The 22,242-nt window shown below is 70.7% G+C and carries 21 protein-coding genes; 10 read left to right on the forward strand and 11 right to left on the reverse strand.

Annotation, left to right across the window (positions count from 1 at the left end):
• The first annotated feature begins 148 nt into the window (after window positions 1–148).
• The 4 genes from ACIBF5_RS21440 to ACIBF5_RS21455 all read left to right on the forward strand — a co-directional run bounded on the left by ACIBF5_RS21440 (window position 149) and on the right by ACIBF5_RS21455 (window position 4,138).
• Window positions 149–1,015, forward strand: coding sequence for an oxidoreductase (locus tag ACIBF5_RS21440; protein ID WP_396814205.1), 867 nt, complete (start codon window positions 149–151; stop codon window positions 1,013–1,015).
• A gap of 146 nt (window positions 1,016–1,161) precedes the next feature.
• A complete protein-coding gene (locus tag ACIBF5_RS21445; RefSeq protein ID WP_396814207.1) occupies window positions 1,162–1,437 on the forward strand; it encodes a cytochrome P450 in 276 nt (91 codons plus the stop codon).
• A gap of 71 nt (window positions 1,438–1,508) precedes the next feature.
• Window positions 1,509–2,462: a hypothetical protein gene (locus tag ACIBF5_RS21450; RefSeq protein ID WP_396814209.1), complete on the forward strand. Its 954-nt coding sequence runs from the start codon at window positions 1,509–1,511 to the stop codon at window positions 2,460–2,462.
• Entirely contained in the window at window positions 2,459–4,138 is a 1,680-nt protein-coding gene (locus ACIBF5_RS21455; RefSeq protein WP_396814211.1) for an insulinase family protein, read from the forward strand. Before ACIBF5_RS21450 ends, ACIBF5_RS21455 begins: the two co-directional genes overlap by 4 nt.
• A gap of 10 nt (window positions 4,139–4,148) precedes the next feature.
• On the opposite strand, the gene ACIBF5_RS21460 is transcribed toward ACIBF5_RS21455, so the two are convergent.
• Both ACIBF5_RS21460 and ACIBF5_RS21465 read right to left on the reverse strand, forming a co-directional pair.
• Complete coding sequence (locus ACIBF5_RS21460; protein ID WP_396814213.1) at window positions 4,149–5,156, reverse strand: endonuclease/exonuclease/phosphatase family protein; 1,008 nt, start codon at window positions 5,154–5,156, stop codon at window positions 4,149–4,151.
• Between the two features lie 74 nt (window positions 5,157–5,230).
• Window positions 5,231–6,001: a TetR/AcrR family transcriptional regulator gene (locus ACIBF5_RS21465; RefSeq protein ID WP_396814215.1), complete on the reverse strand. Its 771-nt coding sequence runs from the start codon at window positions 5,999–6,001 to the stop codon at window positions 5,231–5,233.
• Between the two features lie 96 nt (window positions 6,002–6,097).
• Between ACIBF5_RS21465 and ACIBF5_RS21470 the strand changes: the two genes are divergently transcribed.
• Both ACIBF5_RS21470 and ACIBF5_RS21475 read left to right on the forward strand, forming a co-directional pair.
• Window positions 6,098–8,920: a DEAD/DEAH box helicase gene (locus ACIBF5_RS21470; RefSeq protein ID WP_396814217.1), complete on the forward strand. Its 2,823-nt coding sequence runs from the start codon at window positions 6,098–6,100 to the stop codon at window positions 8,918–8,920.
• A complete protein-coding gene (locus ACIBF5_RS21475) occupies window positions 8,917–9,726 on the forward strand; it encodes an SWIM zinc finger family protein (protein WP_396814219.1) in 810 nt (269 codons plus the stop codon). Before ACIBF5_RS21470 ends, ACIBF5_RS21475 begins: the two co-directional genes overlap by 4 nt.
• A gap of 57 nt (window positions 9,727–9,783) precedes the next feature.
• Here ACIBF5_RS21475 and ACIBF5_RS21480 read toward each other — a convergent pair whose 3' ends face one another.
• Together ACIBF5_RS21480 and ACIBF5_RS21485 are read right to left on the reverse strand one after the other, a co-directional pair.
• Entirely contained in the window at window positions 9,784–11,067 is a 1,284-nt protein-coding gene (locus ACIBF5_RS21480) for a hypothetical protein (RefSeq protein ID WP_396814221.1), read from the reverse strand.
• A gap of 178 nt (window positions 11,068–11,245) precedes the next feature.
• The gene (locus tag ACIBF5_RS21485; protein ID WP_396814223.1) at window positions 11,246–11,968 is read right to left on the reverse strand and encodes a haloacid dehalogenase type II; all 723 of its coding nucleotides are present in this window, start codon (window positions 11,966–11,968) and stop codon (window positions 11,246–11,248) included.
• A 162-nt stretch (window positions 11,969–12,130) separates the two neighbouring features.
• Between ACIBF5_RS21485 and ACIBF5_RS21490 the strand changes: the two genes are divergently transcribed.
• Complete coding sequence (locus tag ACIBF5_RS21490; protein ID WP_396814225.1) at window positions 12,131–13,042, forward strand: NADP-dependent oxidoreductase; 912 nt, start codon at window positions 12,131–12,133, stop codon at window positions 13,040–13,042.
• A 60-nt stretch (window positions 13,043–13,102) separates the two neighbouring features.
• Here ACIBF5_RS21490 and ACIBF5_RS21495 read toward each other — a convergent pair whose 3' ends face one another.
• The 7 genes from ACIBF5_RS21495 to ACIBF5_RS21525 all read right to left on the reverse strand — a co-directional run bounded on the left by ACIBF5_RS21495 (window position 13,103) and on the right by ACIBF5_RS21525 (window position 19,700).
• A complete protein-coding gene (locus ACIBF5_RS21495; RefSeq protein ID WP_396814227.1) occupies window positions 13,103–14,188 on the reverse strand; it encodes an ABC transporter ATP-binding protein in 1,086 nt (361 codons plus the stop codon).
• The gene (locus ACIBF5_RS21500) at window positions 14,185–15,006 is read right to left on the reverse strand and encodes an ABC transporter permease (protein WP_396814229.1); all 822 of its coding nucleotides are present in this window, start codon (window positions 15,004–15,006) and stop codon (window positions 14,185–14,187) included. Before ACIBF5_RS21500 ends, ACIBF5_RS21495 begins: the two co-directional genes overlap by 4 nt.
• The gene (locus ACIBF5_RS21505) at window positions 14,994–15,923 is read right to left on the reverse strand and encodes an ABC transporter permease (RefSeq protein ID WP_396814231.1); all 930 of its coding nucleotides are present in this window, start codon (window positions 15,921–15,923) and stop codon (window positions 14,994–14,996) included. Before ACIBF5_RS21505 ends, ACIBF5_RS21500 begins: the two co-directional genes overlap by 13 nt.
• Window positions 15,924–15,929: 6 nt before the next feature.
• On the reverse strand, window positions 15,930–17,060 hold the full coding sequence (locus ACIBF5_RS21510) for an ABC transporter substrate-binding protein (RefSeq protein ID WP_396814233.1): 1,131 nt from the start codon (window positions 17,058–17,060) through the stop codon (window positions 15,930–15,932).
• Between the two features lie 420 nt (window positions 17,061–17,480).
• Window positions 17,481–17,873, reverse strand: a complete 393-nt coding sequence (locus tag ACIBF5_RS21515; protein ID WP_396814235.1) for a YybH family protein — start codon at window positions 17,871–17,873, stop codon at window positions 17,481–17,483.
• Between the two features lie 102 nt (window positions 17,874–17,975).
• Entirely contained in the window at window positions 17,976–18,317 is a 342-nt protein-coding gene (locus tag ACIBF5_RS21520; protein WP_396814237.1) for a hypothetical protein, read from the reverse strand.
• A gap of 54 nt (window positions 18,318–18,371) precedes the next feature.
• Window positions 18,372–19,700 carry a hypothetical protein gene (locus ACIBF5_RS21525; protein WP_396814239.1) on the reverse strand — a complete coding sequence of 443 codons (1,329 nt, stop codon included), beginning with the start codon at window positions 19,698–19,700 and terminating at the stop codon, window positions 18,372–18,374.
• A gap of 496 nt (window positions 19,701–20,196) precedes the next feature.
• On the opposite strand from ACIBF5_RS21525, the gene ACIBF5_RS21530 reads away from it, so the two are divergent.
• From ACIBF5_RS21530 to ACIBF5_RS21540, 3 genes are all read left to right on the forward strand, one after another.
• Complete coding sequence (locus ACIBF5_RS21530) at window positions 20,197–20,856, forward strand: GNAT family N-acetyltransferase (protein ID WP_396814241.1); 660 nt, start codon at window positions 20,197–20,199, stop codon at window positions 20,854–20,856.
• 52 nt (window positions 20,857–20,908) lie between these two features.
• Complete coding sequence (locus tag ACIBF5_RS21535; RefSeq protein WP_396814243.1) at window positions 20,909–21,418, forward strand: GNAT family N-acetyltransferase; 510 nt, start codon at window positions 20,909–20,911, stop codon at window positions 21,416–21,418.
• A gap of 115 nt (window positions 21,419–21,533) precedes the next feature.
• Window positions 21,534–22,214 carry a hypothetical protein gene (locus ACIBF5_RS21540; RefSeq protein WP_396814245.1) on the forward strand — a complete coding sequence of 227 codons (681 nt, stop codon included), beginning with the start codon at window positions 21,534–21,536 and terminating at the stop codon, window positions 22,212–22,214.
• The last annotated feature ends 28 nt before the right edge of the window (window positions 22,215–22,242 follow it).

Below are 22,242 nucleotides of genomic sequence, written 5' to 3' on the forward strand. Positions count from 1 at the left end.
TGCCCGTCGTGGCCCGGGGAGGGTCCTGCCAATGCCGGAACGCCGGGGCACTGCCGGGCGGGGCGCGAGGCGCAGAGTCGTAAACGCGCGGGTTAGTCGAAATGAAGCAGATAGTCTAAAAAGCGTCAAATATACCGAAAGAGGCGAAATGGCTAACAACGTTCCCGGAGGCGCCCTCACCCCCGCCGATGGTCTGACCATCGCCCGGATGGGCTACGGGGCGATGCAACTGGCCGGACCCCACGTATTCGGGCCTCCCAGGGACCGGGACCAGGCGATCGCGGTGCTGCGGGAAGCGGTCGACCTGGGCGTCAACCACATCGACACCGCCGACTTCTACGGTCCGGCGATCACCAACGAACTCATCCGGCAGGCCCTGTACCCGTACCCGGCCGACCTTGTCATCGTCACCAAGGTCGGTGCCCGTCGCGGCGCGGACGGCTCCTGGCAGCAGTCGCTGGCTCCCGACGATCTCAAGGCCCAGGTACGCGAGAACCTCCAGCGCCTCGGTCTGGACGTGCTCGACGTGGTCAACCTGCGGGTCGGCTCGGCGGAGGGCACCTCGGACGAGTCCGTCGCGGAGCAGTTCGGCGCCCTGGCCGAGTTGCGCCGGGAGGGCCTGGTCCGTCACCTCGGGCTCAGCGGTGTCTCAGCCGCCCAGCTCACCGAGGCGCAGGCGATCGCGCCGGTCGTGACGGTGCAGAACCTCTACAACCTCGCCAACCGGCAGGATGACGCCCTCGTCGACCGGTGCGCGGCGGAGAACATCGCCTTCGTGTCGTTCTTCCCGCTCGGCGGCTTCAGCCCGCTCGCGCACGACGCCCTGGTCGACGTGGCGGCCCAGGTCGGCGCCACCCAGCAGCAGGTCGCACTCGCCTGGCTGCTGGAGCGGTCCCCCACGATGGTCGTCATTCCCGGCACCTCGTCCATCGCCCACCTGCGGGAGAACGTCGCCGCCGCCGACCTGAAGCTTCCCGCCGATGCCATCGCAGAACTCGACACCATCGGCGGATAGCTAGCGCGCCCGGTGACGACCTGGTCTCCGACCTCCTCCGCGCCCAGGCCGAGTCGGGCGACCGGCTCAGTGACACCGAGCTGATCACCCTGGTCTGGCACCTCGTCCTGGCCGGACAGACACCGACGAATCTGGTCATCACCGCGGTGCAGACGTTGCTCGCGCACCCCGACCGGCCCGACGTCGGTCGACCCGCCGGGGGAGCGGCCCACCTCGGGTACGCCCACGGCCCGCACTTCTGCCTCGGCGCCGCGCTGGCCCGGACCCAGATCGAGGTGGCGCTGACCGGGTTGCTGCGTCGCTTCCCCGACCTGGCCCTCGCCGACGCGATGGAACAGCAGGCGCGGATTCCCGACCCGGGCACCTGGCGGCTGGCCGCGCTGCCGGTGATTCTCCGAACGCCCGGTACTGCGCCACGGTGACCGTGAGCAGGGGATACGGCGGCGCTCGGCCTGACCCCACGGCTGATTCGAGGCTGGTTATGATCTTCGCCATGCCCACCGCCCCGCCCCTGGCGCCGACCCTGGACCTGGCCGTTGCCTACCCCGAGACAGTCAACCTCCGGGCCGCTCTGCTGGGCCGCGACTGGGCCGCTGTGCAGGCGATTCTCGCCGAACACGACCCCTGCGAGCGGACCCGGCTGATCCGGATGGGGGCGGAGACCTCCGCCGCCGCATCGTTCCTGCGTGAGCGGGTCAAGGCCGACCCAGCCGACACCCTCGCCGCCGCGCTGCTCGCGAGTCGGCTGATCGAGGATGCCTGGGAGGTGCGCACCGGTGCCCGGGCCGAGTACGTCAGCCGGGAGCAGTTCGCCCGCTTCCGCGAGATCCTGCGCGACGCCGAACGGCTCCTGATCGACGCCGCCGCGTACGACCCGAGCGACCCCGCCGTCTGGACCCAGCGTCTGATCACCGCACGCGGGTTGCAACTCGGCCAGTCCGAGGCCCGCCGCCGCTACGACCGGCTCGCCGAGCACCACCCACACCACCTGCCGGCACAGTCGCAACTGCTCCAGCAGCTCGCTCCGAAGTGGAGCGGCTCGTTGGAGGCGATGCACGCCTTCGCCCGTACCGAGATGCTGGCGGCGCCCGAGGGAGCGTCGAACGCGGTCCTGGTCGTGGACGCGCACATCGAGCACGCGCTGCTCACCCTCAAAGGCAACGAACGCGCACGTCACTTCCAACGGGCCGACGTCAAGGAACAGGTCCACGAGGCGGCGTCCCGCTCGGTCCTGCATCCGGCGTACCAGCGAACCGTCGGCTGGGTCTCGGTGGAGAACACCTTCGCCTTCATGTTCACGATGATGGACGACTACGTGCCCGCCGCCCGGCTCTTCACCGGGATCGGGCACCTGGTCAGTGAGCTGCCGTGGGCGTACATCGGCGACCCGGTCAAGCTCTTCGGCGAGTTCCGGGACCGTGCGATCAAGAAGGGCGGTACCCGATGATTCGCCAGACCGAGGTTGACGGCGTACCGACGCTGATCGCCCCCACCACCGGACCGATGCACGCCGGGTTGATGTTCCGGGTCGGCCAGGCCGACGAGACCCTCGCCCGCCGGGGCATCACCCACCTGCTGGAGCACCTGGTGCTCTTCCCGGTCGGCGCCGCCGACTACCACTACAACGGAACCACCGGCAGCGTCATCACCTTCTTCCACATGCAGGGATCGGCCGCCGACATCACCGCCTTCCTGGTCGGGGTCTGCCGTTCGCTGGGCGATCTCGCCACCGACCGGCTGGAAACCGAGAAGAGCATTCTGCGTACGGAGTGGAGCGGCCGGAACGGTTCGGCGACCGAGGGGATGCCGCTCTGGCGGCATGGTGCCCGCGACTACGGACTGGTCAGCTACCCGGAGTGGGGGCTGTCCGGGCTGACCGCGGCGGACCTGCGGGACTGGGCGGACCGGTACTTCACCCGGGAGAACGCCGTGCTCTGGATCGCGGGCGACGAGATACCGGCCGGCCTCACCCTCGACCTGCCGTCCGGGCGGCGTCAACCGGTGCCGGCCGCCTCCACGGCGCTGCCGTCCACCCCGGCCTTCTTCTCCGGCTCGACGGGCGTCACCGGCCTCGACGCGGTCGTGCCGAGGAGCGCCACCGCCCGGGTCTTCAGTGGCGTGCTGGAGCGGGAACTCTTCCGCAGCCTGCGCCAGGAGAGCGGACTTTCCTACACCGCCGTGACGAACTACGAGCCCCGGGGGGACGGCTTCGCCGTCGTCACCGCTATCGCCGACGCGTTGCCGGAGAAGCAGGACGCGGTGCTCGGCGGCTTCGTCGACGTACTGGCGAAGCTGCGGGTCGGTCGGATCGACGAGGCCGACGTGAGCGCGGTGGTCTCCAAGGCCACCGAGTCGCTCACCACGGGCGAGGCCGACGCCGCGCGCCTGCCCGCGGCGGCGTTCAACCTGCTGACCAACCATCCGGCCCAGTCCGGCGACGAGGTGGCCCAGGAGTTGAAGGCGGTCACCGTCGAGCAGGTGCACGAGGTCACCAAGGTCGCGCTCGCATCGGCGCTGTTGATGACCCCGTACGGGCGGACTGCCGACTGGGCCGGTTTCGCCGCAGCCCCCACCGGCTCGTCGGAGGCGCTGCGGGGTACGACGTACCAGGGGCTGGGCGACGTGTCGACCCGGCTCGTGGTGGCGGACGAGGGCGTGAGCCTGGTGTCGAAGGAGGGCGAGCCGGTCACCGTACGGTTCGACCAGTGCGTGGCGATGCTCGCCTGGCCCGACGGTGCCCGCCAGCTCATCGGCGGCGACGCCATCTCGGTCCGGATCGAACCGACCCTCTACCGGGGTGCCACCGCCGTGAACATCGACGCGCAGGTGCCGGCGGGAGTCCGGGTGGACCTGCCGGCCCGCGATCCGGGCCAGATCCCGAGCCCGGAGACCGTGACCGCCGCACCGGTGACGGCGGCGGGCGGCCGGATCACCCCCAACCGGCTCCAGGTCGGCGCCCTCGGCCTGGTCGCCCTCGTGGTCGGCGCGCTGGCACTGGGCGTCACCGTGGCGATGATCGTCGGCGCCGTGGAGTTCCGCCTGCTGCCCGCGATCGGCTCCTGGATCATCGCCGGTTACCTCGGTAGGGCCTTCCTCGCCAAGTGGCAGGGCGACCGTCGATAGGCCCCGAGGGTCAGGGGTTGAAGCTGACGAACCAGCCGTGGTGGTCGGTGTGGCGCATCTCGTACGCCCGGGTCTGCCCGACGTGGAGATCACCGCTGGCCATCAGTTGTTGCACACCGCCGTCGCCGGTCTGCTGGTAGCCGGCGGGGACGCAGGTCAGTACGTCCGGTGTGCCGCCGGGGACGAGGTTGAGGTCCCCGGCGACGACGACCGGGGCCACCGACCCGACCACCGCCCGCATCGCGGGTACCTCGACCTGCAGCAGTCGCCGGCACTGTCCCAGCGCGACGGTCGGCGAGACGTACGTCAGGTGCGTCGTACAGGCGTAGTAGTTGTCGACCGCGGCCACGCAGAGCCAGGCCCGCAACTCGTCCGGGAGTCCACCCTGCTCCGGGTAGAGCCCGTTGAACACCGAGACGCCGTGCCAGTTCCCGGCACCGATCCGGCCGAGGATCCCGATGCCGTACTCGTCGCCGTTGCGGCACCGGTAGGGCTGTGAGCTGTCGGCCGGGTCGCCGGCCGGTTGGAACGCCCAGAACACGTGGTCGTCCGGGAAGTTCTCCACCATCGCCGGGTACAGCGTGGCGGCCACGTCGTCCCGGCAGATTTCGTTCAGGGTGACGATCTGCGGACGCAACGCGGTGATCGCCGAGAACGCCTCGCCCACCGCCCGCCCCTTGTTGAGCTGGGGATAGCAGGCGGCCTGACCGCTGTTGCAGAGATTGAGCTGCAGCGCGCTCAGTGGCTGCGCCGCCGGCCCGTCGGGTCGGCCGGCGCGGGCGTCCAGCACGGCGCCGAGGACGCCGAGTTGGGCGCAGGGACCCTGGCCCGATCCGGGGCAGAAGGTGCGTACCTCGGGTGTCGTCCCGACCGCCGCCCGGTGCCGACCGGGGCGGGTGAGCGTGTGCCCGGCGAGCGCCGCCACCAGCAGCAACACACCGAGAATGGCGATAAGGCGAAGGCGGGACCGGCGGCCAGCGGTGGCCCGCAGCCAGGAGCGCGTCGGCCCAGATGTCATGCGTACGCCGCTCCGCCCGTTACTGGACGGTCACCCGTCGGTGGCCCGAGATCCTGCCCCAAGATAGCCGACGTTCAGTGGATGCCCGAGGGGTTGGTACGCCGGACGAAGACCTCGATCCCGTCGAGCACCCGTTCCAGTCCGAACTCGAACGCGCGCGTCGGCTCGTACGTCCCCTGGTTCGCCTCGCCGGCGGCACTGCCGACCGCGCTCGCGACCGGGTAGCTGCCGGGGTCGAGGACCTGTTCCAGCAGCGGCGCCTGAACGGCCCACCACTGTTCGTCGGTCATCCCGGTACGTCGCTCGACCAGCGCCGCCTCGACCGCGCCCCGGGCCGCCCCGGCGACGTAGCCGAGCAGCAGGGTCAGGACCGAGTCCATCTCGACCTCGGTCAGGCCGATGTCGGTCAGTGCGCGCAGTTCGTAGTCGTACTTGGCGATGAGGTGGGGTCCCATCGGCGGGCGCTGTACGGCGACTTCGATCATCCAGGGGTGTCGCTGGTAGGTGGCGAGGTTCTCCCGGGCGATCTGTTCGAGTCGGCCGCGCCAGTCGAGGGTGCTCTGGTCCGGGCGGGCCATCCGCCCCAGCGCGGTGTCGAGCATGACGTCGACGAGTTCGGCCCTGCTCGGCACGTAGGTGTAGAGCGTCATCACCCCGACGCCGAGCCGTTCGGCGAGCTTGCGCATGGAGAGGGCGGCCAGACCGTCGGCGTCGGCCAGTTCGATCGCGGTGTCGACGATCCGGTCGACGGTCAGCCCGGACCGGGGCGCGGGTTTCTCCGGTCCCCGCCAGAGCAGGGCGATGCTGCGGGCCGGGTCCCCGCCGCTGGTGTACTCGGTGGTCATCTCCGCTCCCCGGGGTCGTGTGCGGTGCGGGTTGGCAGGCGTCAACCGTACGATGTACGGTCGGTTCCGTACAGCGTACGATTCTAAGGGGTCCGGATGGCAGGGTCAGCACCGACCGGCTCCGTCGAGACAGGAGAGCGGGAGCCTGTTCCCCTCATCCGCTGTGCCGTCCTCTTCGAGCCAGCCGATCCGCCCCGGGCCGCGACGATGGCGTTCTGGAGCGCTGGTGGCGCGCCGCAGGCACTGGGTGCAGCGGGAGAGTTGACCGTTGCCGCACCCGACCCGACCGACACCGCCACGGTCACCGCGCGCACCGTCGCGGTACGCCGACTTCCCGTACGCGACGCCCTGCCGCTGCTCGTACGGGCCCGACGGGACAACGGCGACGCGCACCCGAGCGCGGTCTTCTGGGGCGCCGCCGCCGACGAGGCGCTCCACCTCATCGGGCGGGGGCGGCTGCTGCCGGGCATCTCCCCGGGCGGGTTCGACGCCTGGCGGATCGGCCCGTACGACGAGACCGACCGGTCCCGGGTCGACGCCCTCGGCGCGGCGATGCCGGCCGTCGCACGGGCGATCCCACTGTCCGAGCCCGGCCCGCCTCGGCTACCCGACGCGGTCACACTCGTGCGCGCGTTCCTCGACACGGTCGCCGACACCCTGCCCCGCCACCCCGACGGCACCGGTGCGTACGCCGCCGACGAGCCCCGTCACGTGCCGGAACTGCGCGACTGGGCCGGGGAGATCGCCGCGGTGGACACCGGGATACGGCTGTCGCTTCGGGTCGAGGCGGAACCGGACGACGTCGGCATCGGACCGCTGCGGGCGGTGCTGCAGGTCGCCGACCGGGCCGACCCGGGCTCGCTGGTGGACGCCCGTACGCTCTGGGACCGCCCCGGCGCGAGCGGCCCACGGATCAGCCGCTCCGAGACCGTACGCACCGACACCATAATCGCCGTGCGCCGGGCCGGACGGGTCTTCCCGTCCCTGCTGCGACTGCTCGACGACGCGGTGCCGGACACCCTGTTGCTCGACGACGACGAGATCGACAACCTGCTCGGCGGCGGTGCCGCCCGGCTGGCGGCGGCCGGGGTGGCCGTGCACTGGCCCCGGGAACTCGCCGCCGACCTCAGCACCACCGCCGTACTCGCCAGCACCGGCCGGCAACCACCGGCGGGCAACGGCGGCCTCTTCGGCGATGGCCGACTGCTGGAGTTCAACTGGCAGGTGGCGCTCGGCGGGGCCCCGCTCACCGCCGCCGAGATGGACCAGCTCGCCGAAGCGCATCGCCCGGTCGCCCGGCTGCGGGGGCGCTGGGTGCTGGTCGACCCGGAAACCGCCCGACGGGTCCGGCAACGCGCACTGCCCGCACTCCACCCGGTCGCCGCGCTCGGGGCCGCGCTTACCGGCACGGTCGACGTCGACGGGCGCGCGGTCCCGGTCGGAGCGACCGGCTGGCTGGAGGAACTGCGGCGGCGGGTCGCCGACCCCGACGGCGGTGCCGAGCCGGTGGCGGCCCCCGACGGGTTGGCCGCGACGTTGCGCGACTACCAGCTACGCGGGCTGCGGTGGCTGATCCGGATGACCTCGCTCGGTCTCGGTGCCTGCCTCGCCGACGACATGGGACTCGGCAAGACGGTCACCCTGATCGCGCTCCACCTGCACCGGCAGCGAGATCAGGAGAGCGCCGGGTCGACCCTGGTGGTCTGCCCGGCCTCACTGCTCGGCAACTGGGAACGGGAGATCCGCCGGTTCGCCCCCGGCGTGCCGGTACGCCGATTTCACGGCGCCGTACGCGATCTCGACAGCGCAGACGGTTTCGTCCTGACCACGTACGGGACCATGCGGGTCGATGCCGCCCGGCTCGCCGGCCACGGCTGGGGGATGGTCGTCGCGGACGAGGCCCAGCACGTGAAGAACCCCGCCTCGGACACCGCGAAGGCGCTGCGGACCATCGAGGCCCGTACCCGGGTGGCACTGACCGGCACGCCGGTGGAGAACAACCTCGCCGAACTCTGGGCGGTCCTCGACTGGACCACACCGGGGCTGCTCGGCCCGCTCTCCGTCTTCCGGGAGCGGTGGATGCGTCCGGAGGGGAGCGTCGACCTGGACCGCTTGGCCCGGCTGGTCGGCCCGTTCCTGCTGCGGCGGCGCAAGACCGATCCGGGTATCGCCCCGGAGCTGCCGGCGAAGACCGAGACCGACCAACCGGTGACGCTCACCCCGGAGCAGGCCGGTCTCTACGAGGCGGTGGTCCGGGAGACACTCCACCAGATCCGGGGCAGCACCGGCATGGCCCGACGCGGACTGGTGCTGGCACTGCTCACCGCGCTGAAGCAGATTTGCAACCACCCGGCGCAGTACCTGGGCGAGGAGGAGCCCCGACTGGCCGGCCGTTCCGGAAAGCTGGAACTTCTCGACGAACTCCTCGACACGATTCTCGCCGAGGACGGCGCGGTGCTCGTCTTCACCCAGTACGTTGCCATGGCCCGACTGCTCGAACGCCATCTCACCGGGCGTGGGATCAGCACCCGACTGCTGCACGGCGGCACCCCGGTCGAGCGGCGGGAGGAACTGGTGGAGGAGTTCCAGGGCGGCGGGTTCCCGATCTTCCTCCTGTCGCTCAAGGCGGCCGGCACCGGGCTCAACCTGACCCGCGCCGACCACGTCGTGCACTACGACCGGTGGTGGAATCCGGCCGTGGAGGAACAGGCCACCGACCGGGCGTACCGGATCGGGCAGACCCGCCCGGTGCAGGTGCACCGGCTGATCGCGGAGGGCACGGTGGAGGACGTGATCGCGCAGACCATCGCCGAGAAGCGAGGGCTGGCCGACGCGGTTCTGGCCGGCGGGGCGGCGGCGCTCACCGAGCTGACCGACGACGAACTCGCCGAACTGGTCTCGTTGCGGGACCGACCGTGAGCGGCGACGAGGTGCTGGGCTTCCCGGCGTTCCCGTCAGGAATGACCCGGGTGCCCCGGTTCGCCCGTTCGTGGTGGGGGCGGGCCTGGCTGACCGCGATGGAGGAGACCGCGCTGGACACGATCCAGCTCCGCAAGGGACGGCGGTTCGCGTACGGCGGGCACGTCGGCTCGATCACGGTCAGCCCGGGCCGGCTCGCCGCCACCGTGTACGGCGACGACGGCGGCGCCCACCGGACCGTGGTGGAGGTCGAGCGCCTCGGCGACGGCCAGTGGGACCGCTTCGTCGGTGCCGTCACGGCGAAGGCCGGGCACCTTGCCGCCCTGCTCGACGGGGACGTGCCGCGCGAGCTGGTCGAGGCGGCCCAGGATGTCGACGTACGGCTGCTGCCCGGCATCGGTGAGCTGCAACCGCACTGCTCCTGTCCGGACTGGGAGTTCCCGTGCCGGCACGCGGCGGCCCTCTGCTACCAGGCGGCCTGGCTGATCGACACCGACCCGTTCGTGCTGCTGCTCCTGCGTGGACGGGGCGCCAGCGAACTCCTCGGCGACCTGCGCCGTCAGCCGTCCGCGCCCGATCCGGAGCCGGTCGCGGCACCGGCCGGCGTCACCGCCGCAGAGGCGTACGCGCTGCCGGTGGCGGCGCTGCCGCCCGTACCGCCGGATCTGCCGGAGTTGGCGGCCGACGCGTTGTTACCGACGGTCGTACCCGGTCCCGGGGTGGAGCCGGTGGCGTTACGACGGTTGGTCGCCGACGCGGCCCGGCGTGCGCGGGCGCTGCGCGCCGGGAGTGGCCGGATACGGTGACGGTCGGCGGCCCCTGCCCCCGACGAGGCAAGGGGCCGCCGACACCGGCGGGTTGCCTCAGGAGATGGTGATCGTGCCGTTGCCGGACCGCACACAGGCGACAGTCCGGTTCGAGGTGGCCGCCGCGCCCGCCAGGCACTGCGCGAGCACGGCGTGTCCGGCCGCGTTCGGGTGCCACGACTCCTGGCAGGTCTGGAAGTACGAGACACAGGCGTTCGCCATCCGTTGGATGGCGATCTTGTCGTAGCCGGAGAGACTGGTGAGCGGCACGCCCGTCGGTCCGTCCTGGAGCCGGATGGGCGTGGCGAGGGTGCCGGTCGGGCTGGTCGCGCTCTCGCAGAGCCGCGCGCCGTCGAAGGCCCGCTGGACGTTCAGATACACCAGGTCGGCGCTGGGAAACTCGGTCCGCATCGTGTTGGCGACCGACTGCACCAGGCTGCCGAGGTTGCCCGAGAAGAGGTGACCGGCGGCGAGGCTGGCCCGGTGGATCGGGCAGCCTCCGGCGTACCGCTCCGCGCCCAGGTCACGGAACTTGTCCCGGCTGTCGTCGCGCCCGTCCTCCTCGTGGAACTTCGACTCCAGGTCGAACGGGAGCGGGTTGGTGTAGTCCTGGAAGACGATCCGGTGCTGCCCGTCGGGGTCGACCTGGTTGAGTGTGGTGAGCAGTTGTCGTACGGCGTTGGTCGTCTCGGCCGTCGCGGCGCTCACCTGCGCCGGCGTGGCCAGGTCCCCGGCACTGCACGGCGCCTGTTCGACCGGGCCGCCGAGGTAGGCCCAGAACTCCCACCAACCCGTCCAGGCGTCCGCGACGAACCGGTTGGCGCATGTCGCGGCCACGTCGCCGAAGGTGAAGGAGCTGTTGTTGGACCCGAGGCCGACCAGCACCAGGTCGATGTCGTTGGTCTGGGCGACCGCGCGGAGCTGGTCGAGCTGGGCGGAGACGTTCCGACCGCTGGCCCGGTTGATCGAGGCGGTGGCGATGTCGTGCGGCTGTCCGCCGGAGCAGGCGAGGTTGAAACGGGTCTGGATGCCCGGCAGGTTCGCCTTGAGGAGCGAGGCGTTCGCGGACCGGTGACAGAAGAACGCGTTGTTGTTCGGCGCCGACCAGCCAGGGAACCCCTGGGCGACGCCGTTGACGTCGACCACCGAGGTGTACGCGCCGGCGCCCTCGCCGCTGACGAAGCTGTCGCCGAGCGCGACGGCAGCGGTCGGTAGGGCGGCCACCTCGGCGACCGGTCTGGCTGCCGCGCTGGATCGGCCGGTGGTGGCCGACAGCGCATCGACCGAGCCCAGGGTCGCGACGAGCGCGGCCACGAGCGCGATGCGACGGAATGTGGACATGGACGTGTCCTCCCTGCTGGATCGCAGAAGGCGAGAGATCTTCGCGACCGCGATCAGACCATGCCCTGAGCCTGTCGTCAACGATCGATGTCCGGACACCGCTGACGGGCGCCGCGTCCGTCCGGCGGTGCGGTCGCAGGCGAGGTCGGCCCCGGCCGTCCGCCACGGGGACAGGAGGTCAGCGCCGTACCGCGTCCACTTCGGTGGGAAGCTGGCTCGCCAGGTCGGCGAGGTCGGACGCGACGATGTCGAACTGGTCCGTCGGGTCAGGGGCGGTGCCGCCGGGGCGGGCGACGTACGCGGTCATCAGTCCGTGCTCCGCCGCGGCTCGCAGGTCCCAGGGGTGGGTGGCGACCATCATCGTCCGGCTGGGGTCGAGGCGCAGCATCCGCAGCGCCAGCCGGTACACCGCCGGATGCGGTTTGTACGCCCGGACGAGTTCACCCGACAGCACGCAGTGCCAGCGCAGCCCGCCCTGGCGGGACAGGTCGGCGAGTGTCGAGAGATCCGCGTCGGAGAGCGCCACGGTCACGAACCGCTCAGCGAGACTCGCCAGGGCCGTGGCCGAGTCGGGCCATCGCCGCAGTCGGTGTCCCACCGTCGCCAGCCGCTCCAGTGCGGGGCGGTCGAGCGGTATCCCGTGCTCCGCCGCGATCTCGTTGATCGTTGCCCGGCGGATCTGATCCTGCGACGTCCAGACGATCTCGCCGGAGTTGACCAGGCGTTGTTGCTCGCTGATGCGGCGCGCCCACTCCCGGGACAGTCGGGTGGACTGCGACGGGTCGGATCCGGCCCCGGCGAGGGTCGCGCCGACCTCGTCTGCCACGGATCCCGTCTCGTCGACCAGCGTGCCGAGTACGTCGAAGAGAAGGGTGCCGACCCGCCGCCGTTCACCAGCCACTCGCTGAGGCTATCGCGATCCGGTCCTTTCATAACACACACGGGCAATTTCGTCGCGCGTGCGCATTCAGGTTGACCTCAACATTGCGCGTGCTCGTTCAGGTTGACCTCAACATTTGTTGAGGTTGGAGACTGTGTTCTCCGACAACGAGGGGACAGATCGATGAAGGTCGCGGCATTGACGGAGTTCGGTGGCCCGGAGGTGCTCCAGACGCTGGAGGTGGAAACCCCGCAGGCGGGTACGGGCCAGGTCCGGGTCCGGCTGAAGACGGCCGGGGTGCAACCCTACGACTGCGCGGTGCGTGCCGGCTGGACGCCGCCCGGGGTGACGTCCGGGTTCCCCCGCATCCCCGGCAACGAATTCGCCGGAATCGTCGACCAGATCGGCGCCGGGGTGACCGGGGTCGAGGTCGGCGCCGAGGTGCTCGGCTTCGGTCAACTCGGTTGCTACGCCGAGTACCTGGTGATCCCGGCCGACCAGATCACCGGAAAGCCGGAGTCGATGCCGTGGACGGTCGCGGGCGGCTTCACCGCCGGCTCCCAGACCGCCCACATCGCACTCCAGGCACTCGGCGTCGGACCGGGCGACCTGCTGCTGGTGCACGGGGCGGCCGGCGGGGTCGGCACCGTCGCGGTGCAACTGGCCCGGCTCTGGGGCGCCACCGTGATCGGTACCGGCCGCGAGGAGAACCACGACTACCTGCGCGGACTCGGTGCCATTCCGGTCGCGTACGGCGACGGCCTGCGCGACCGGGTCCTGGAGTTCGCCCCGGACGGGGTCAGCGCCGCGCTGGACGGAGCCGGCGGGGACGCGCTGCGGGTCTCACTCGAACTGGTGCCGGACCGGCAACGCATCCTCACCCTGGTCGAGCACGACCAGGCTGAACCGCTCGGGATCCGGGTGACACCCGCCCTGCGCTCGGCCGAACGCCTCGCCGAACTCGTTGAGCTGCACCGGCGCGGCCAGCTACGGATCCACGTCCGCGAGACCTTTCCGCTGGACCGGGCGGCGGACGCGCACCGGGAGGTCGAGACCGGGCACGGCCGGGGCAAGGTAGTTATCACCATCGGCTGACCAGGGTGGTGGGGACGCCCCGGCACGGAGCGTCCCCACCGTCGGCGGAAGCGGCCCGACTCAGCTCGCCAGCGCCACCGGCGCCGGGTGCAACTCCACCCGGACCGGCGTGCCGGGGGCATAGTCGGCCAGCCGGGCGCTGGAGACCTGGGCGACCACCAGGGTGTCGTCCGGCATCGCGACGGTCACCCGGCTGATCGGGCCGAGGAAGCTCGCCGCGAGAACGCGTCCGGTCCCGTCCGCGTCGGCCACCAGGTCGACCGCCTCCGGGCGGACCAGCGCGGTCACCGGCGCGTTCGGGTCCGACGGCGCGCTGCCCGGTTCGACCAGCGGCAGCGTCGCGCCGAGCACCTCCACCTTGTCGGCGGTGATCCGACCCGGCAGACGGTTGCTGAGCCCGACGAAGTCGGCCACGAAGGCACTCGCCGGACGCAGGTAGATCTCCGCCGGTGGCCCCAACTGCTCCAGCCGCCCACCGCGCATGACGCCGACCCGGTCGGCCACCGCCAGCGCCTCCTCCTGGTCATGCGTGACGAAGAGGGTGGTGGTGCCGACCTCGATCTGAATCCGGCGGATCTCGTCCCGGAGCTGGACCCGCACCTTGGCGTCCAACGCCGACAGCGGCTCGTCGAGCAGCAGCACCCGGGGCTCGATGGCGAGCGCCCGGGCCAGCGCCACCCGCTGCTGCTGCCCGCCGGAGAGCTGGTGCGGGTACTTGTCCGCGTGAGCGCCGATGCCGACCAGGTCGAGCATGTTCCCGGCCCGCTCGCGCCGGGCAGCCACCGGACGTCCGCGCAGTCGGAGCCCGAACTCGACGTTCTCCCGCGCGGTCAGGTGCGGGAAGAGGCTGTACGCCTGGAAGACCATCCCCATGTCTCGCCGGTTGACCGGACGGTCCGTGATGTCCTCACCGTCGACCAGCACCCGTCCCGAGTCGGCCTCCTCCAACCCGGCCAACACCCGCAGCGCGGTGGTCTTGCCGCAACCGGAGGGGCCGAGCAGCGCGACCATCTCCCCGGGGGCGAGTTCGAGATCGAGCCCGTCCAACGCGGAGGTGTTGCCGAAGCGGCGGTGCAGGGCCTCGAGGCGCACCGTGACGCCCTGGCGGGTGCCGGGCGCGGTGGCGACGCTGGTCGTACCGGTCACCGTGTCTCCTTCGGGGAAGTCCGGCGTCGACCGCCGACGAGGGACAAGAACATCAGTAGGACGAATGCGAGCACCAGCGCCGTCAGCGACACCGCGACCGACATCGTGGCGCTGCTCTTGCCGAGCAGGTTGATGGCGACCTGGAGGTTGCTCCGGTTGAGCAGGGAGGCGATGGTGAACTCGCCCAGGACCAGCGCGACGGTGAGGAACGCGGCGGAGAGCACGGCCGAGCGGATGTTCGGCAGCACCACCCGCCAGATCACCGTGGCCCAGCTCGCGCCGAGGCTGCGGGACGCCTCGGCCAGCGTCCGTACGTCGACAGCGGAGAGCCCGGCGTCGATCGACCGGTACGCGTACGGCAACACCAGGATCGTGTACGCGAAGGTGAGCGTGAGCGAGGAGCCGCCGAGGAAGTACGTCACCCAGGCGTAGACCGGGGCGAGTCCGACCACCAGCACGATCGCCGGGATGGTCAGCGGCAGCAGGCAGACGAACTCCACCACCCGGCGCAGCCGGGGCAACCGCAGGCGTACCCAGACGACGGTCGGGACCAGTAGCAGCAGGGTGAGGGTGACGGTGAGCAGGACCAGCCCGAACGAGGCGATGATACCGGCCGAAAGGTCGGGGTACGTCTCGCCGAGCTGTCGCCAGTCCAGCAGCAGTTTCCAGGTCTCGAACGTCAGCGCGCCGTTCGCGCCCCGCGTGGTGAACTCCAGCATCGCCAGCAGCGGCAGCATGAAGAAGATGCCGAGTCCGGTGATGACGGTCCAGCGGAAGGCCCGCTGACGTCGGGCGCGGCGTCGGGTCACCCCAGCCATCGCGAACTCCTTCGCTGTAGCACCGCGTAGAGCCACATCACCAGCGCGACCACCACGATCATGCCGAGTGCCATGGCCTTGCCCAGGTTCTGCTGGCCGAGGATCACCTCGCTGGTGAGTGCGCCCCGGATCTGCAGCGGGATGATCGGGCTGCCCTGGCTGACCAGCGCCGCGGCGGTGGCGTACGCCGAGAAGGCGTTGGCGAAGAGCAGCAGCGTCGCGCCGAGGAACGGGGGAGCGAGCAGCGGCATCGCCACCATCCGCCAGTACTGCCAGGTGGTGCCGCCGAGGCTCTCCGCCGCCTCACGCCACTGTGGACGGATGCCGTCCAGTGCGGGGAGGAAGACGATGACCATCAGCGGCACCTGGAAGTAGGTGTAGACGAGCAGCAGGCCCGGCATCTCGAACAGCCACACCCCCTGGGAGTAGATGTCGACGCCGAGATGGTCGCGCAGGAACACGGTGACAAAACCGCTCAGCCCGATCGTGGCGAGGAACGCGAACGCGAGTGTCACGCCGCCGAACTGGGCGAGCACACCGGCCGCCGAGGTGACGACCCGGCGCAGGAGGCCGTCCGGCTTCGCCGTGACCAACGCGTACGCGAGCAGCCCGCCGAGCACGGCGCCGACCAGCGCGGTGACGGCGGAGAGCAGGATGCTGCGCCCGAACGCCTCCAGGATGTAGGAGGTGCCGACCGCCGACAGGTTGTCGAGGGTGAAGCCGCCGCTGTCTCCGGTGAACGCGCCGATCACCACCACCAGGGTGGGGATCGCCAGGAACAGCACGATGAACGCGAAGAACGGGACGACGCCGAGCAGGTCACGGCCCGGCAGGCTGGTCCGGCGCCGGCCGGCGGGGGCGGGCCGGACCCCGGGCGCGGGCGCCACGGGGTCCGGGTGTGGAGTGACGACGGTCATCGTCGCTCAGCCCACTGCCTTCGCCCAGTTCGCGGCCAGGCTCTCCTTGGCCTTCGTGGTCTGCGCGTCGGTGAGGAACACCGGCGCGCCGCTGGTGACGGGGAGCTTGCCGTACGCGGCCTGGTCGATCGTTCCGGCCTTGGCCATCGCGTCGGCCCGAACCGGACGCGCGCCACCGCCGAGCCAGAGGTTCTGGCCCTCGTCGGAGTAGAGGAACTCCTGCCACAGCCGCGCGGCGGCCGGGTGCGGGGCGTCCTTGCTGATCGCCTGCACGTAGTAGGAGCCGACCACGGCGTTCGCGGGTACGACGGTCTTCCAGTCGAGCTTGCCCTGGAGCTTGGCGCCCTGGGCGACGTTCAGGTAGTCCCAGTCGATGACGACCGGCGTCTGGCCGGACTCGACGGTGGTCGCGGTCGGGTCGACCGGCAGGAAGTTGCCGGCCTTCTTGAGCTGCCCGAAGAAGTCGACACCCTTGGTGATGTCGTCCGCGGAGCCGCCGTTGCCGAGCGCCGCCATGACCACGCCGCTGAACGCCGCGCCGGCCTGGGTCGGGTCGCCGTTGAGCGCGACCTTGCCCTTGAACTCGGGCTTGAGCAGGTCGGCGATGCTCTGCGGGGCGGGCACCTTGCTGCTGTCGTAGCCGATCGACATGTAGCCGCCGTAGTCGTTCACCCAGGTGCCGTTCGCGTCCTTGAGCGCGGCCGGAATGTCGTCCCAGGTCGCGACCTTGTACGGGGCGAAGAGCGAGGTGTTCGCCGACGCCACCGCACCACCGAGGTCGAACACGTCCGGAGCGGTGGCCTGACCCTTGAGCTGGTTCGCCGCGTTGATCTCGTCCTGGCTGGACGCGTCCGGCTGGGCCGAGTTGACCTTGATGCCGTACTTGGTGGTGAACGCCTTGATGATCTCGCCGTAGTTGGCCCAGTCCGGCGGCAGCGCGATCACGTTGAGCTGCCCCTCCTTCTTGGCCGCGGCAACGAGCTGGTCCAGCCCGCCGAGGTCGGCCACGCTGACGGCCTTGGCCGCGTCGCTGTTCGACGCCGCGCTCTCCTTCTCCGGGGGCGCGCAGGCGGCGATGGCCAGCGCCGTCGTGGACGCGGCCAGTAGCGCAACTGTTCGGGCAACCGAGATTCGCACACTTCCTCCTTCTACGCCGACGCGGCGTTCGGCCAGCCCGCACGCTGCGCATTTTCGGCAGTCGTACGCTCGCGGCTGGTCCCGCACATCATGCCTGGCGGCAATCTTGTGATCACCGAAGTAAATCGACGCTTCGGTGAACGATTGGCGTTGTCTGGTGGAACGATCGTCGGCGCAGTGGCGGGGATAGGTGATATGGGCGGCAACTGGCATCGAGTGTCCGAAAATGAACAGACCTGTCCGGTGCCCGTGTAGGCACTCGTCGAGTATCCATGCGGGCAGCACCGAGCGGATTGTCCGCAATGGATCAGAGTCTCCGAGTCAATTCCGAGGCTCTTCCGTTCCTTCTCCGAGCTCGCGCCCATAACCGCGCCGATCCGGTCGGCAACCTGGGACGAGTCTTCGTCGTTCGAGTCGGAATCAATCCCGGTCGGGCAGCGCGGAGTGTTGTCCCGGCGGCCAGAAAGGCCATTCCTCGAATGCGCGGCAACGTCCGTCGTCGGCGAAACGCAGAATCCACAGATCGCGGAACTGCTCGGTGACCGGAAGGCCGTACCGCACCTCCGTGCGGATGACCACGGTGTCGCCGTCGATCGCGACCACCTGACTGAGCATGCCGAACACCTCGTCCGGCCCCTCCCGCTGGGCTTCCCACATCCGGGCGAGTGCCGCCAGGCCGTGCACCGGCTCCAGGTACGGCCCCTGCTGGTAGCTCGCGTCCTCCGTGAAGATCGTCGCGAGCGTCTCCGTGCCCGCCGTACGCCACGCCCGCTCGTACGCCGCGACCCAGGCCGCTACCTGCTCCCGATCCATGTCAGTCAGCTTGCCACGCCACCAGGGCGAACGTTCCCGGATGGGTGCGTTCGCGCAGCCGGGAACGTTCGTCCGGCCGCTACCGGGCGGCCCCGCGAAGCCTCACCGCCAGAAGACCGCCACCGCCGCGTTGGCCAGGGTGAGCACGATGATCCCGAGGAAGTGCCCCCGGTTGACGGCGTCCCGCTTGCGGGAGAAGAAGACCATCGTGAAGATCGCCAGCGCGATCAGCAGCTTGGTGAGGAGCTTCGCCGGCGACGGCTCGTCACCGTCGCGCAGCGGCGCGGCGAGACCCAGACCGGAGAGAAGCTGGATGACCGCACCCCAGAGCATCGCGGGGTTGATCCGGATCGCGCCGCTCACGTACTGGGCGATCGACCCACCCAGCAGCAACGCGAAACCGATCAGGTGGACGTAGAGCAACACGAGGCGTAGGGCTTCCACGCCGGCCATTGTTCACCATGCCCCGCCGATCCGCTGACCGGCCTCACCGCACGCTCAACCGGCAGGGTTCGGAGCGGGCGTCGTCCCGGCCCGCCGACTGGCCCGCCGTTCGGACCAGTGCGCCGGCTGGGGCCGGACCCGCACCAGGATGAGAACCAGCAGCGCTACCCCGGCCGAACCCGCCCAGAACCAGAACCACGGCCCCACACCCGACGGCGGATCGGCCGAGCGGACCCGTCCGCCGTGCACCACGTCGTCCGCGACATCGATGGCGAGCACCTGGTCCGGTGCGGTGAGCAGGGTGACCGGTGCGGTCGCGGCCGGGTCCAGGGCGAGCACCCTGACCGTACGGACGTTGTCGTACGCGGTCGCGTCGTCAACCGAGGCCGCCATCGCCGGCTCGGGGTGGTACGCCACCACCATCGCGCCACCGCTCGGGCGCCAGCCGAGCAGCCGGATCGTGGTCACTCCCGGCACCGCCGGCAGGACCGGGCCGGTGGCCGGCGCTCCGGTGGCGGGGTCCAGATAACGCAGCATCCGGGCGCCGTCTACCCCCTCGACCACCGCCAGCGCGCTCCCGTCCGGAGTCCAGGCGCCCTTGCCGGCGAGCGTCGTGCCCGCCGCCACCGCGAACGACGAGAGCACCTGGCCGTCGAGGTCGGCGACGGTGACCGCCCCCGCCATCTGGTACGCCACACGGCGCTGGTCCGGCGCGAACGCCACCGTGAAACCGTCGTGCGAGAGCGGGCCGTCCACCCCTGTCCCGCTGGCCAGTCGCCACGTGCGCCGCGTCCCGACCTCGACGATGCTCAGCACCGTCTCGTAGGCACTACGTTGCGGGTCGACCGGCACCATCTCGCGTACGACCAGCCGGCTGCCATCCGTCGACCAGCCCAGCGGCACCGTCAACGCGCTCCACCGGTGCGGACTGTCCAGACACTCCCGTTCGCCGTCGCCCAGGTCGACGAGCTGGACACAGTTCCGCTCGCCACTGGAGAACGGGTACGCGATCACACGGCCGTCGGGAGAGAGCACCACCTGCTCACCGACCGGAGCCTCGAAGCCGACCTCGAAGGTCCGGTACCGGTCCGAGTCGGCCCCGACGATCCCGACCACTCCGTCCTCGTCCCCACCGGTCAGTCCATCCGCCTGACCGCTGAACAGCAACGCGGCGGGCCCGAGCCGGGGCCGGTCGGTGGCGTGCAGGGTGCCGATCACCGGTGTGTCGATCCGGTCCGGCAGTGCCCCGACGGTCGGACCCGGGGCATCCGCGACGGCGGTCGGGGGAAGCACGACCGGCCCGAGCGCGCCGAGCAGCACCACCACACCCGCCACCGCCGCCTGTGCCGCACGCTGGGGCAGGGCACCCCGTCTCATCGTCACCCACCGATCGTCGCGTACCCGGAGGGCGGTGTCCATCGAACCGTGGACAGCCCGGTTCCGTCGCCTGGTCGTCCCGACAGCCGCTCCCGGTGAACCGAAGTCATTCGATGCGAGACTTCGGTTCGTAGCCCGTCTGGCGCCCGGCGATCCAGACTCGTGGCATGACAGAGCCTGCGCCGGCCAACCCCTCGCGGAGACCCGTGTTTGCCCGGCGGGTAATAGCCGCAGTCGGGCTCGCCTTCATCGCTCCATGTGTGGCGGAGTACCTGCCGCCTTCACCGTCGCGCGCCGCCGCAGCCCCGGTGTCGAGGAGTCGCACCCCCCGACCCGTCCCGCGATCATGCCTGGTTCCCCGGGGCGTCAACTGACCGACTCCGGTGCCGGACTCGACCCCGGATGTCGCCCCCGTTCGCGCTGTGCTGGCCGTACGATGGCTGACCAGTTGGTGCCCGATCCGCCCGTGGGCATCGCCGCGAGAACGACAGGTGTCGACGCCATGCGCATTCGTCCCTACCGGCCCGGTGATTTCGACGCTGTCGGTGACATCTGCATCCGTACGGCCGATGCGGGGGAGGACGCCAGTGGCTCGTACGCCGACCCGGACATCCTGCCGGACATCTTCGCCCACCCGTACGCCCACCTCGAACCGGATCTCGCGTTCGTGCTCGACGGCGACGGCAATGGGGACGGCAACGGCAATGGGGACGGGGACGGCTACGGCTACGGCGACGGCACGGGACGGGCGGTCGGGTACGTACTCGGCACCTCCGACACGACCAGGTTCGTCCGCCGGTTCCGGGACGAGTGGTTGCCCCGGGTCGGGGACCGGTATCCGGCACCGACCGGGGAGCCGAGCACGCCCGACGCGGTGATGGCGCGCCTGCTGCACACCCCGGAACGGATGCTCCTGCCCGAGCTTGTCGACTATCCGGCCCACCTGCACATCGACGTACTGCCGGAGTACCAGCGCGCTGGCCACGGCCGGGCGTTGATGGAGACCTTCACCGGGGCACTGCGCCGGGCCGGCGTGCCGGGACTGCACCTCGGGATGATCACCACCAACCAGAAGGCGCGCACGTTCTACGACCGGCTCGGCTTCCACGTCATCGAGGTCGTCGATCCCGGCCCGCTCACCTATCTCGGCCTGCGCTTCTGACCGGCACGATCACGGCCGGCAGGTGCCGTAACGGCCACGATAGAGTCGCCTGATGGCGACGCTGACGACACGGCGGCTGCTGCTTCGGGAGATGACCGCCGACGACCTCGACGACATGGCCGCGCTGCTCGGTGACCCTGAGGTGATGCGCTACTACCCGCGATCGCTGACCCGGAGCGAGACGCTGGGCTGGATCGAGTGGAATCGGCGGTTGTACCGGGATCGCGGTTTCGGGCTCTGGATCATGTCGGCGCGCGACGGTGGTGAGTTCGTCGGCGACTGTGGACTGACTATGCAACGGGTCGATGGTGTGGAGGAGATAGAAATCGGCTACCACGTACGGGCCGATCTGCAGGGCCGGGGTTTCGCCTCCGAGGCGGCACTCGCCTGCCGCGACTACGCCAGGGACGTCGTGCGCGCGAAGCGCCTGATCGCCATCATCAACCCGGAGAACCTGCCGTCCCAGCGGGTCGCGGAAAAAATCGGCCTGGCGTTGGAGAAGCGTACGACCGACTGGGGCGCTGGGATGAGGGAGCAGGTCATCTACGCCGGCTCGTTGTAGGGCGGCTACGCGCCCCTGCGGTCGCACGGTCGACGTCGTCCTTGACCTCAACCTCTGTTCGGGTTCTAGCGTCGGCTCTCGACGGCACCAGACCGAGCGACCCGAGGGGCCGACCATGCGCGTCACCGACCAGTTTCCCGACCTGACCCGTACGGATGTGGGGGCCGCACTCTCCGACGAGTGGGTGCTTGGTACGCCCGATCGGCAGCGAACCGTCGCGGAGGCGCTCGTCGCCGCGTGGCAGGAGGTCGCGTGGCCGACGGGCCTGCTCACGTACGCCATCTACCTCGACACCGATGGCGAACTCATCCGCCACTACTCGCAGTGGACCGACGACGCGGTGGCCGACGCGTTCGTCCGCGCCGGGCGGGAAACGATCGTCGAGTGGACCGACGCCATCGTGCCCGACATCGGCCGGCGCGACCTCGCCCGCTACCGGATCTACCGGGGCAACCGTGCTGACGACGGACGGACACCGGGCGCGGTGGTGGCCGTCCGGGTCGACACCGAGAGCGCTGACCGGGCCCGGGTCTGGGTCGACGCGGTCTTCGACGCGCTCGGCGCGGACGACAATCTGCCCGCCGGTGGCATCGGCGGTTTCTTCCACATCAGTACGGACGGTTCCCAGGTGTTGAACTACGCCGAGTGGACCAGTCCGGAGGCGCACCTGGAGGCGTTGGAGGCCAACGGCGACGCGATCGCGAGCGGGCCGCTCTGGGATCGGGTCCGGGCCATGGGCGGGGTGCGTCAGGTGAGTGTGAAGCGTTACCGCCTGTACCGGACGCTGACGAAGTGACGGCTGGGTCCGACAGCCGTAGCAGAAG

This window comes from Micromonospora sp. NPDC050417, from assembly GCF_044458865.1.
Taxonomy (GTDB): domain Bacteria; phylum Actinomycetota; class Actinomycetes; order Mycobacteriales; family Micromonosporaceae; genus Micromonospora_G.